This is a genomic window from Pseudomonas sp. 09C 129, from assembly GCF_002843625.1.
Lineage (GTDB): Bacteria > Pseudomonadota > Gammaproteobacteria > Pseudomonadales > Pseudomonadaceae > Aquipseudomonas > Aquipseudomonas chlororaphis.
Window position 1 is genome coordinate 1686777 of sequence record NZ_CP025261.1, and the last position, 12189, is coordinate 1698965.

Annotated in this window: 10 protein-coding genes; 8 read left to right on the forward strand and 2 right to left on the reverse strand. The window is 62.0% G+C overall.

The genetic code is table 11. From position 1 onward, the window contains the following. Nucleotides 1–56: 56 nt before the first annotated feature. A complete protein-coding gene (locus tag CXQ81_RS07730; protein ID WP_101336912.1) occupies nucleotides 57–1547 on the reverse strand; it encodes a leucyl aminopeptidase in 1491 nt (496 codons plus the stop codon). Nucleotides 1548–1858: 311 nt separating this feature from the next. On the opposite strand from CXQ81_RS07730, the gene lptF reads away from it, so the two are divergent. From lptF to pdxJ, 8 genes are all read left to right on the forward strand, one after another. Next, a complete protein-coding gene (lptF, locus tag CXQ81_RS07735; protein WP_101336913.1) occupies nucleotides 1859–2977 on the forward strand; it encodes an LPS export ABC transporter permease LptF in 1119 nt (372 codons plus the stop codon). Further along, the gene (gene lptG / locus CXQ81_RS07740; protein WP_007932151.1) at nucleotides 2970–4031 is read left to right on the forward strand and encodes an LPS export ABC transporter permease LptG; all 1062 of its coding nucleotides are present in this window, start codon (nucleotides 2970–2972) and stop codon (nucleotides 4029–4031) included. The genes lptF and lptG overlap by 8 nt, the downstream gene beginning before the upstream one ends. Before the next feature lie 168 nt (nucleotides 4032–4199). Continuing rightward, nucleotides 4200–5999 (forward strand): translation elongation factor 4, encoded by a 1800-nt coding sequence (gene lepA / locus CXQ81_RS07745; protein ID WP_007932152.1) that lies wholly within the window; start codon nucleotides 4200–4202, stop codon nucleotides 5997–5999. Between the two features lie 5 nt (nucleotides 6000–6004). After that, nucleotides 6005–6859 (forward strand): signal peptidase I, encoded by an 855-nt coding sequence (gene lepB / locus CXQ81_RS07750; RefSeq protein WP_007932153.1) that lies wholly within the window; start codon nucleotides 6005–6007, stop codon nucleotides 6857–6859. Nucleotides 6860–7072: 213 nt separating this feature from the next. Beyond that, on the forward strand, nucleotides 7073–7762 hold the full coding sequence (gene rnc / locus CXQ81_RS07755) for a ribonuclease III (RefSeq protein WP_009042306.1): 690 nt from the start codon (nucleotides 7073–7075) through the stop codon (nucleotides 7760–7762). Further along, the gene (era, locus tag CXQ81_RS07760) at nucleotides 7755–8657 is read left to right on the forward strand and encodes a GTPase Era (protein ID WP_007932155.1); all 903 of its coding nucleotides are present in this window, start codon (nucleotides 7755–7757) and stop codon (nucleotides 8655–8657) included. The genes rnc and era overlap by 8 nt, the downstream gene beginning before the upstream one ends. A 124-nt stretch (nucleotides 8658–8781) precedes the next feature. After that, nucleotides 8782–9471 carry a DNA repair protein RecO gene (recO, locus tag CXQ81_RS07765; protein WP_007932161.1) on the forward strand — a complete coding sequence of 230 codons (690 nt, stop codon included), beginning with the start codon at nucleotides 8782–8784 and terminating at the stop codon, nucleotides 9469–9471. Between the two features lie 127 nt (nucleotides 9472–9598). After that, entirely contained in the window at nucleotides 9599–10342 is a 744-nt protein-coding gene (pdxJ, locus tag CXQ81_RS07770; RefSeq protein WP_007932164.1) for a pyridoxine 5'-phosphate synthase, read from the forward strand. Between the two features lie 121 nt (nucleotides 10343–10463). Here the strand turns inward: pdxJ and mltF are convergent, their stop codons facing one another. Next, nucleotides 10464–11924: a membrane-bound lytic murein transglycosylase MltF gene (gene mltF, locus CXQ81_RS07775; protein WP_101336914.1), complete on the reverse strand. Its 1461-nt coding sequence runs from the start codon at nucleotides 11922–11924 to the stop codon at nucleotides 10464–10466. Nucleotides 11925–12189: the final 265 nt, after the last annotated feature.

Sequence of the window (12189 nt, forward strand, 5' to 3'; positions counted from 1 at the left end):
GCGGTTCCTGAACCCGGGAGTGCGCCGCGTGTGGGCGCACCCCGAGGTCATAGGTTTCAGGCTTTGGCGCGGTCCAGCAGGTACTGGGTCAGCAGGGGAACCGGACGGCCAGTGGCGCCCTTGTCCTTGCCGCCGCTGGTCCAGGCGGTACCGGCGATATCCAGGTGCGCCCAGTTGTACTGCTTGGTGAAGCGCGACAGGAAGCAGGCAGCGGTAATGGTGCCGGCTTTCGGCCCGCCGATGTTGGCGATGTCGGCGAACGGGCTGTCCAGCTGTTCCTGGTACTCGTCGAACAGCGGCAGTTGCCAGGCACGGTCGTCAGCCTGAACGCCGGCGCTCAGCAACTGGCCGATCAGTTCGTCGTTGTTGCCCAGGAGGCCCGAGGTGTGGGAGCCGAGGGCGACCACGCAGGCGCCGGTCAGGGTGGCGATATCGATCACCGCCTGTGGCTTGAAGCGCTCGGCGTAGGTCAGTGCATCGCACAGCACCAGGCGGCCTTCGGCGTCGGTGTTGAGGATTTCCACGGTCTGGCCGCTCATGGTGGTGACGATGTCGCCCGGACGCGAAGCGGTGCCGCTCGGCATGTTCTCGGCGCAGGCCAGGATGCACACCAGGTTGATCGGCAGCTTGAGTTCCAGTACGGCGCGCAGGGTGCCGAACACGCTGGCGGCGCCACCCATGTCGTACTTCATTTCATCCATGCCGGCGCCAGGCTTGAGGCTGATGCCGCCGGTGTCGAAGGTGATGCCCTTGCCGACCAGGGTGTACGGCTTCTCGGACTTCTTGCCGCCGTTGTATTGCATGACGATCAGGCGCGGCGGCTGGGCGCTGCCCTGGCCCACGGCATAGAACGAGCCCATGCCCAGTTCCTTGATCTTCTTCTCGTCGAGGACTTCGACTTTCAGGGCCTTGAATTCCTTGCCCAGGGCCTTGGCCTGTTCGCCGAGGAAGGTCGGGTGGCAGATGTTCGGCGGCAGGTTGCCCAGGTTGCGGGTGAAGGCCATGCCGTTGGCGATCGCCTTGGCGTGGGCCACAGCGCGCTCGACTTCGGCCAGCGCGGCCTTGATGGTCAGCAGGGTGATTTTCTTCAGGGCGCGCGGTTCGGCCTTCTGGCTCTTGAACTGGTCGAAGCTGTATTCGCCGTCCACCAGGGTTTCCGCCAGCAGGCGGGTCTTGCCGTAGCTGTCGCGGCCCTTGACCACCACTTCGTCCAGCGCCAGCACGGCATCGCTGCCGCCCAGGCCCTTGAGGGTATTGAGGATGCCACTGACGATCTTGCGGAACGGGCGGTCGCCCAGTTCGGCGTCCTTGCCGGTACCGACCAGCAGGACACGTTCGGCCTTCAGGTTCGGCAGGGCGTGCAGCAGCAGGCTCTGGCCGACCTTGCCGTCCAGGTCGCCGCGCTTGAGTACCGCGCCGATGGCGCCTCCACTGAGCTCGTCGAGTTGTTTGGCAACGCTGCCGAGCTTGCGGCCTTCGCCGACGGCGACCACCAGGGTGGCGGTCTTCAACGTTTCCGGGCTAACGCTTTTTACAACCAGTTCCATGTCCGGGTCCCTGAATTAATGGTCAAAGAGCGCAGGGCCAATGCCGTGCGCCAGGCTTGTCATGTCTGTAGCTTTTATTAAGGAGAGGCGTCGGCAGCGGCCAACGACAGGGCCGCCAGTTTGAACCCGGGCGGTCGAGGCTGACAACCCTCCCATGAGTGAACTTCGCCGCTTTAGAGGCCGGCGTGAGCGTGCGCAGTGACAGGCGCATGCAATCACAGGATAATGCGCCATCTTTTTCGGCGGCTCGGCTTCACGGGCCGTGTTTGCTTGTTTGGCCGCCTTAGCCTGACAACCCTGGAGTGTCTGGTTTGATCGTCTTCCGTTATCTATCCCGCGAAGTGTTGCTGACCCTGAGCGCCGTGAGCGCTGTACTGCTGGTCATCATCATGAGCGGACGTTTCGTCAAATACCTCGCGCAAGCGGCCTCGGGCGCACTGGACCCGGGCTCGCTGTTCCTGATCATGGGCTTTCGCCTGCCGGGCTTTTTGCAACTGATCCTGCCGCTGGGGTTGTTCCTCGGCATTCTCCTGGCCTACGGCCGGCTGTACCTCGAAAGCGAAATGACTGTGCTGTCGGCCACCGGCATGAGCCAGCAGCGCCTGCTGGGCATGACCATGATCCCGGCCGCGCTGGTGGCCCTGCTGGTGGCATGGCTGAGCCTGAGCCTGGCGCCGCAGGGGGCCAATCAGTTCCAGTTGCTGCTGAACAAGCAGGACGCCATGACCGAGTTCGACACCCTGGTGCCGGGCCGCTTCCAGGCGCTCAACGATGGTACCCGGGTGACCTATACCGAACACTTGTCCGATGACCGGGCCAACCTGGGCGGCGTGTTCATCTCGGAAAAGCGCCTGAGCCAGGACAAGAAGGACCAAGGCATCTCGGTGCTGGTGGCGGAGAAGGGGCACCAGGACATTCGTCCGGACGGCAACCGCTACCTGATCCTGGAGAATGGCTATCGCTACGACGGTAACCCGGGCCAGGCCGATTACCGGGTCATCAAGTACGACACCTACGGCGTATTGCTGGCCAAGCCGGATGTCAGTGAAGAAGTTACCGACCGTGACGCCATGCCGACCCGCGACCTGATCGGCAACCCGGACCTGCGCGCCCATGCCGAGCTGCAATGGCGTATTTCCCTGCCGCTTCTGGTGTTTGTCGTGACCTTGATGGCGGTGCCGCTGTCCCGGGTCAACCCGCGCCAGGGCCGCTTCCTCAAACTGCTGCCGGCGATTCTTCTTTATATGGCTTACCTGACCATCCTGATCGCGGCCCGTGGCTCGCTGGAAAAAGGCAAGCTGCCGCAGGCGCTGGGCCTGTGGTGGGTACACGGACTGTTTCTATTGATTGGCCTCGGGTTGCTGTACTGGGAACCCTTGCGCCTGAAACTGGCGAGCCGCCGCAGCATGAAGGAGGTGGCTCGTGGTTAAGCTCGATCGCTACATCGGTAACAGTGTCCTGCTGGCCATCCTGGCGGTACTGGGGATCATTCTCGGCCTGGCGTCGCTGTTCGCCTTCATCGACGAGATGGGCAGTGTCAGTGACAACTACACCGTGATGGATGTGTTGAGTTTCGTGGTCATGACGGCGCCTCGCCGGCTTTACGAAATGCTGCCGATGGCGGCCCTGATCGGCTGCCTGATCGGCCTGGGCAGCCTGGCCAGCAACAGTGAGCTGACCATCATGCGGGCCGCTGGCGTGTCCATCGGGCGGATCGTCTGGGCGGTGATGAAGCCGATGCTGTTCCTGATGGTGGCGGGTGTGCTGATCGGCGAGTACGTCGCTCCTGCCACGGAAAGCCAGGCGCAGGCCAGTCGTGCGCTGGCCCAGGGTTCGGGCGACGCGCAAAGTTCCAAGCGCGGCCTGTGGCACCGCCAGGGTGAGGAGTTCATCCACATCAACGCCGTGCAACCCAACGGCCTGCTGTATGGCGTGACCCGTTATCACTTCGACGATCAGCGGCATATGCTGTCCTCGAGCTTTGCTCGCCAGGCCCGTTTCGAAGAAAACTACTGGCAGCTGAGCGACGTCACCACCACCTATTTCCGCGAGGGCAGCACCGAAGTCATCAACGTCCCGCAGGAACGTTGGGACGTGGCCTTGAGCCCGCAATTGCTGAGTACTGTGGTGATGGCGCCGGAGTCGCTGTCGATCAGCGGTCTGTGGGGGTATATCCATTACCTGGCCGACCAGGGCCTGAACAACGGTCGTTACTGGCTGGCGTTCTGGGTCAAGGTGCTGCAACCGCTGGTCACCGCGGCCCTGGTATTGATGGCGATCTCGTTCATTTTCGGTCCGCTGCGTTCCGTGACGCTCGGCCAGCGGGTGTTCACCGGCGTGCTGGTGGGGTTCACCTTCCGCATCGCCCAGGACCTGCTGGGGCCGTCGAGCCTGGTATTCGGTTTCTCGCCGCTGTTCGCGGTGCTGGTTCCCGCCGGGATCTGTGCCCTGGCCGGGGTCTGGCTGTTGCGCCGGGCCGGCTGACCGGCGCCAATGCCGCCACTCTTACGCAAAACGCCCCTGTCGAAAGACCGGGGCGTTTTGCGTTTGCGCGCCCCTGACAGGCGAACGTGACGCTTGCGTCGTCTATCAGGTACAATTCCCGGCTATTTTTCGGCGGGCTATGCCTGCAGCCTTTTTGAGTGTTGATCCGTGAGTGATTTGAGTCATATCCGCAATTTCTCCATCATCGCCCACATTGACCATGGCAAGTCGACTCTGGCCGATCGCTTCATCCAGATGTGCGGCGGCCTGGCCGAGCGTGAAATGGAAGCCCAGGTCCTGGACTCCATGGACCTTGAGCGGGAACGCGGGATCACCATCAAGGCCCACAGCGTTACCCTCTATTACAAAGCCCGCGACGGCATCACCTACCAGCTGAACTTCATCGACACCCCTGGCCACGTGGACTTCACCTATGAAGTCAGCCGGTCGCTGGCCGCCTGTGAAGGCGCCTTGCTGGTGGTCGACGCCGGCCAGGGCGTGGAAGCGCAGTCGGTCGCCAACTGCTACACCGCCATCGAGCAGGGCCTGGAGGTCATGCCGGTGCTGAACAAGATCGACCTGCCACAGGCCGATCCGGACCGGGTCAAGGAAGAGATCGAGAAGATCATCGGTATCGATGCTACCGACGCCGTGACCTGCAGCGCCAAGACCGGCCTGGGTGTCGACGAGGTGCTGGAGCGCCTGGTCACCACCATTCCCGCGCCGACCGGCAACATCGAAGATCCGCTGCAAGCGTTGATCATCGACTCCTGGTTCGACAACTACCTGGGCGTCGTGTCCCTGGTTCGCGTGCGCCATGGCCGCGTGAAGAAGGGCGACAAGATCCTGGTGAAATCCACCGGCAAGATCCACCTGGTGGACAGCGTCGGTGTATTCAACCCGAAACACACCGCCACCACCGACCTGAAGGCCGGTGAAGTAGGCTTCATCATCGCCGGTATCAAGGACATTCACGGTGCGCCGGTAGGTGACACCCTGACCCTGAGCTCGACCCCCGACGTCGAAGTGCTGCCCGGCTTCAAGCGCATTCAGCCGCAGGTCTACGCTGGCTTGTTCCCGGTCAGCTCCGACGACTTCGAAGACTTCCGCGAAGCCCTGCAAAAGCTCACGCTGAACGACTCGTCGCTGCAATACACCCCGGAAAGCTCCGACGCACTGGGCTTCGGCTTCCGTTGCGGCTTCCTCGGCATGCTGCACATGGAAATCATCCAGGAGCGCCTGGAGCGCGAATACGACCTGGACCTGATCACCACGGCGCCGACGGTGATTTTCGAACTGCAACTGAAGAATGGTGAGACGATCTACGTCGATAACCCATCGAAGTTGCCGGATCTGTCATCCATCGAAGACATGCGCGAGCCGATCGTGCGGGCCAATATCCTGGTGCCGCAGGAGCACCTGGGTAACGTCATTACCCTGTGCATCGAGAAGCGCGGCATACAGCACGACATGCTGTTCCTCGGCAGCCAGGTCCAGGTGACCTACGACCTGCCGATGAACGAAGTGGTCCTGGACTTCTTCGACCGCCTCAAATCCACCAGTCGTGGCTATGCTTCGCTGGATTATCATTTCGATCGCTACCAATCGGCTAATCTGGTCAAGCTGGATGTGCTGATCAACGGTGAGAAGGTCGACGCCCTGGCATTGATCGTGCACCGTGATAACGCGCACTACAAAGGGCGTGCGTTGACCGAAAAGATGAAGGAACTGATTCCTCGGCAGATGTTCGACGTGGCAATCCAGGCCGCCATTGGTGGGCAGATTGTGGCGCGGACAACCGTCAAGGCGCTCAGAAAGAACGTACTGGCCAAATGCTACGGTGGTGACGTTAGCCGTAAGCGCAAGCTGTTGGAAAAGCAGAAGGCCGGTAAGAAACGCATGAAGCAAGTGGGTAACGTGGAGATTCCACAAGAAGCCTTCCTTGCTGTGCTCAGGTTGGATAGTTAGGTCCTATGTCGCTAAATTTCCCGCTGTTGCTGGTCATCGCCGTCGCCGTCTGCGGTCTGTTGGCGTTGCTCGATCTGGTCTTTCTGGCGCCGCGTCGGCGTGCCGCCATTACCAACTATCAGGGCAGCGTCAGCCAGCCGGATGGACTGGTCATCGAGAAACTGAACAAGGAGCCGATGCTGGTCGAGTACGGCAAATCGTTCTTTCCGGTGCTGTTCATCGTGCTGGTGCTGCGTTCGTTCCTGGTGGAACCGTTTCAGATTCCTTCGGGATCGATGAAACCGACCCTGGATGTGGGCGACTTCATCCTGGTGAACAAGTTTTCTTACGGGATCCGCCTGCCGGTGATCGACAAGAAAATCATCGAGGTCGGTGATCCGCAGCGCGGCGATGTGATGGTGTTCCGCTACCCGAGCGATCCGAACGTCAACTACATCAAGCGTGTGGTCGGCCTGCCGGGCGACGAAGTGCGCTACACCAGCGACAAGCGCCTGCTGGTCAACGGCCAGTCGGTCGCCGAGCAACTGGTCGGCTCCGAGCCGGGTACCCTGGGCAGCGCGGAGCTCTACAAGGAAAAACTCGGCGCCGCCGAGCACCTGATCCGCAAGGAAATGAGCCGCTACCGGGCCACCCCGGATCGTCAATGGACCGTGCCTGCCGGGCACTACTTCATGATGGGCGACAACCGCGACAACTCGAACGACAGCCGCTACTGGGATGACCCAAGCATTCCCAAGGACCTGCTGGGCATGGTTCCCGACAAGAATATCGTCGGCAAGGCCTTCGCAGTCTGGATGAGCTGGCCCGAACCGAAACTCAGCCACCTGCCGAATTTCTCGCGGGTTGGCCTGATCAAGTAATCAAACACGGCGCTGTTGAACACAGCGCCGAATGCTTTTCTGGATCTTGTAGAACACCGGCCCGCCAGGCTCGGCAGCCTCCCAGGCGTCACCAGAAGCAGCAGTCAACGATATTCAGGATGTGGATTTGAACACAGCGTTAATTGCCACAGGCACCTCGTGCCTTGTCTCCAAGGTGGTGAAATTCAACCACGAACTCAGCGTGGGTAAACCGTGAGCGTTTCTTTGAGCCGTCTCGAGCGTCAGCTCGGTTACACCTTCAAGGACCAGGAACTGATGGTCCTGGCCCTCACTCACCGCAGTTTTGCCGGGCGCAACAACGAACGCCTGGAATTCCTCGGTGATGCCATTCTCAACTTCGTCGCCGGCGAAGCGCTGTTCGAGCGTTTTCCCCAGGCTCGCGAAGGCCAGCTGTCGCGTCTGCGCGCGCGCCTGGTGAAGGGTGAAACCCTGGCCGTACTGGCCCGTGGTTTCGATCTGGGCGAATACCTGCGCCTGGGCTCCGGTGAGTTGAAAAGCGGCGGCTTCCGTCGTGAGTCGATCCTCGCCGATGCCCTGGAAGCGCTGATTGGTGCGATCTACCTGGATGCCGGCATGGAGGTCGCGCGTGAGCGCGTGCTGTCCTGGCTGACGTCCGAGTTCGACAGCCTGACGCTGGTCGACACCAACAAGGACCCCAAGACCCGCCTGCAGGAATTCCTGCAGTCGCGTGCCTGTGAACTGCCCCGCTACGAAGTGGTGGATATCCAGGGTGAGCCCCATTGCCGGACGTTCTTCGTCGAATGTGAAATCACCCTACTGAACGAAAAAAGCCGAGGTCAGGGTGTGAGCCGTCGCATTGCCGAACAGGTAGCGGCCGCCGCAGCACTGATTGCCCTGGGCGTGGAGAATGGCCATGACTGATACAACCGCAACACGCTGTGGCTATGTCGCCATCGTCGGCCGTCCGAACGTGGGCAAGTCCACGCTGCTGAACCATATCCTGGGGCAGAAGCTGGCCATTACCTCGCGCAAGCCGCAGACCACTCGGCACAACATGCTCGGCATCAAGACCGAAGGCGCCATCCAGGCGATCTACGTCGACACCCCGGGTATGCACAAGAGCAACGAGAAGGCGCTGAACCGCTACATGAACAAGACCGCCTCGGCGGCCTTGAAAGACGTCGACGTGGTGATTTTCGTCGTTGACCGCACCAAGTGGACCGACGAAGACCAGCTGGTGCTGGAGCGTGTGCAGTACGTGCAGGGCCCGGTGATCCTGGCGATCAACAAGACCGACCGTATCGAGGACAAGGCCGAGCTGATGCCGCACCTGACCTGGTTGCAGGAGCAGTTGCCGAATGCCGAGATCGTCCCGGTATCGGCCCAGCAAGGCCACAACCTGGAAGCCCTGGAAGGCCTGATCGCCAAGCACCTGCCGGAAAACGATCACTTCTTCCCGGAAGACCAGATCACCGACCGCAGCAGCCGTTTCCTCGCCGCCGAACTGGTGCGCGAGAAGATCATGCGCCAGCTGGGTGCCGAGCTGCCGTACCAGATCACCGTGGAAATCGAAGAGTTCAAGCAGCAGGGCAAGACCCTGCACATTCATGCCTTGATCCTCGTCGAACGCGACGGCCAGAAGAAAATCATCATTGGCGACAAGGGTGAGCGCATCAAGCGCATCGGCATGGAAGCGCGCAAGGACATGGAGCTGCTGTTCGACTCCAAGGTCATGCTCAACCTGTGGGTCAAGGTCAAGGGTGGTTGGTCCGACGACGAGCGTGCCCTGCGTTCGCTGGGCTACGGCGACCTGTAATCCTGCCCCGTCGCCGGCGCCTCGTTTCTGCAACGTGCAGGGGGCGAGCCGCTGGCGATAAAGGTTCAACGAACCTCCCCGTGGACCTGTCACTTTCTCAAGCCTTGAGATCCCCCCGACACCTATGTCCAGTAACGCTCCCATCGGCCAGCCCGCTTATGTCCTGCACAGTCGCGCCTATCGCGAGAGCAGTGCATTGGTGGACTTCCTCACGCCCCAGGGGCGGCTGCGCGCGGTGTTGCGCGGCGCGCGGGGCAAGGCCGGGACCCTGGCGCGGCCGTTCGTGCCGCTGGAAGTCGAATTTCGTGGGCGCGGCGAGCTGAAAAACGTCGGGCGCATGGAAAGCGCGGGAACCTCCACCTGGCTCAACGGCGAGGCGCTGTTCAGCGGCCTCTACCTCAATGAGCTGCTGATCCGCCTGCTGCCCGCCGAAGACCCGCATCCGGCGATCTTCGAGCACTATGCGGCAACCTTGCTGGCTTTGGCCGAAGGCCGCGCCCTCGAACCCTTGCTGCGTGCGTTCGAATGGCGCCTGCTGGACGACCTGGGCTATGGCTTCGCCCTGGACATGGATATCCACGGCGCGCCGATTGAGGCGCAGGGCATGTATCGCCTGCAGGTGGATGCCGGCCTGGAGCAGGTTCACCTGTTGCAACCGGGCCTGTTCAACGGCACCGAGCTGCTGGCCATGGCGCAAGCCGACTGGAGCGCCCCCGGCGCGCTGGCGGCGGCCAAGCGCCTGATGCGCCAGGCACTGGCGGTGCACCTGGGCGGTCGTCCCTTGGTCAGTCGCGAATTGTTTCGCAAGCCCTAGTCGTCCCATTACGCCAATACGCTCGAATCCTGCCTGGCTTGCTCGTGCGACCGAAAGCCGGCAGTTATTTTCGCCAGCGGACACTATATGCTGTGCACCGAATCTCTAACTCCTCAGGAGCGCTTCCGTGACCACCAGCAATCGCATTCTTCTTGGCGTGAACATCGACCACGTAGCCACCCTGCGTCAGGCCCGGGGCACCCGTTACCCTGACCCGGTCAAGGCGGCGCTGGACGCGGAAGAGGCGGGGGCCGACGGCATCACCGTGCACCTGCGCGAGGACCGCCGGCATATCCAGGAACGCGATGTGCTGCTGCTCAAGGACGTGCTGCAAACCCGCATGAACTTCGAGATGGGCGTCACCGAGGAAATGATGGCGTTCGCCGAGCGCATCCGTCCGGCGCACATCTGCCTGGTTCCGGAAACCCGCCAGGAGCTGACCACCGAGGGCGGCCTGGATGTCGCCGGGCAGGAAGCGCGGATCAAGGCGGCCGTAGAGCGGCTGTCGAAGATCGGCGCCGAAGTGTCGCTGTTCATCGACGCCGATGAGCGGCAGATCGCTGCCTCCCGCCGCGTGGGCGCGCCAGCCATCGAGCTGCACACCGGGCGTTATGCCGATGCCGAAACGCCGAGCGAGGTGGCCGAGGAACTGCGGCGCGTGGCCGACGGCGTGGCTTTCGGCCTGGGCCAGGGCCTGATCGTCAATGCCGGCCACGGCCTGCATTACCACAACGTCGAGGCGGTCGCGGCGATCAAGGGCATCAACGAGTTGAACATTGGCCATGCGCTGGTGGCCCATGCGCTGTTCGTCGGTTTCAAAGGTGCAGTGGCGGAGATGAAGGCGCTGATCCTGGCGGCGGCCAAGGCCTGACGGAAACTCTGTAGCCGCTGCCGCAGGCTGCGATCGACTGGAACGGTCGTGGCGATTTTACGGTTGTTCAAGTCCTGTGGACTTGTCGCAATCGTCGGCAGCGGCTTTCTACGCAGAGGGTTTAAAGCGGCGGGGTTTCCTGGGTCGGCCTGGTCTTGTCCACGCCCGGCACGTGCAGGTTGCCCTCGGCCACCTGGTCGCCTTCCAGCTGCGGCTGCGTGACCCAGGTCAGGATGTCGTAGTAGCGACGGATGTTGGCAACGAAATGCACCGGCTCGCCGCCCCGCGCGTAGCCATAGCGGGTCTTGCTGTACCACTGCTTCTGCGAGAGACGCGGCAGCATCTTCTTTACGTCTAGCCACTTGTTCGGGTTCAGCCCTTCCTTTTGCGCCAGCTTGCGGGCGTCGTCCAGGTGGCCGCTGCCGACGTTATAGGCGGCGAGGGCGAACCAGGTGCGGTCCGGCTCTTCGATCTTGTCGTCCAGCTGATCCTTCATGTACGCCAGGTACTTGGCGCCGCCCTGGATGCTTTGCTTGGCGTCCAGGCGGTTGGACACGCCCATGGCCTGGGCGGTGTTCTGGGTCAGCATCATCAGGCCGCGCACGCCGGTCTTGGAGGTGACGCTCGGTTGCCACAAGGATTCCTGGTAGCCGATGGCCGCCAGCAGGCGCCAGTCGACCTTTTCTTCCTTGGCCGAGGCCTTGAAGTGCTTCTCGTATTTGGGCAGGCGCTGCTGCAGGTGCTGGGCAAAGGTGTAGGCGCCGACATAACCCAGGACGTCCACATGCCCGTAATAACGGTCCTTCAGGCGCTGCAGGGTGCCATTCTTCTGCACCTTGTCGAGGAAGGCGTTGATTTCGTTGAGCAGGCTGTTGTCTTCGCCGGCGGCCACGGCCCAGCTCTGGTTGCTGGCATCGCCAAGGTCGAAGGCCACGCGGATATTGGCGAAATACACCTGGTTCATCGCCACTTCGTTGGAATCCACCAGGGTCAGGTCGATCTGCCCCTCGTCGACCATGCGCAGCAGGTCGACCACTTCAACCTCGTCGGACTCTTCGTATTGAATGCCGGGGTATTTCAGCTTGAGTGCGGCCAGTTGCTCGGCGTGGGTGCTGCCCTTGAGCACCATGATCTTCTTGCCGACCAGGTCGCCCGCATCGGTGGGGCGGGACTGGCCGTTGCGGTAGATGATCTGCGGGGTGACTTCCAGATAAGTGTGGGAAAACCGGACTTGCTGCTTGCGTTTCTCGCTGCTGACCAGACCGGCAGCAGCCAGCACCGGGCCGTTAGGTTTACCCAGCTGGTCGAAGAGGTCGTCGAGGTTGTCCGCGGTTTCGATCTTCAGCGTCACCCCCAGGTCGTCGGCGAAACGTTTCACCAGCTCGTATTCGAAGCCGGTTTCACCGTTGCGATCCTGAAAGTAGGTGGCCGGGCTGTTACGGGTGACCACCCGCAGCACGCCATCCTCCTTTACTCGCTCGAGCGTGCTGGGTTTCTCAACGCAGGCACTGAGCATCAGGAAGAGTCCGGTTGCGATGAGCCATCGGGCACAGCGCGGACGTAAAGCCATAGGGGAAAACATCTGCGCAGTATACGCAAAGGACAACAACCGCCATATCTCGACAGCGAAGGGCTTGTCTGCTAGAGGTTCCAGCCCCCGGCCAGAGCCCTAGGGAATGGGCCTTCGGGGCCCGTGGAGAGGGGTGAAATAACCCTGCTGAATGGTCCTGACGAGCCTTTGTCACAGGGTGCTACGCGCAGGCCGACGTCTGGCCGCGCTCGGGCGTGCCGTTTCGGGTGCCGTCGCGGGCGGTTTAGGCTAGAATGCACGGCCTCAAAGCACACCC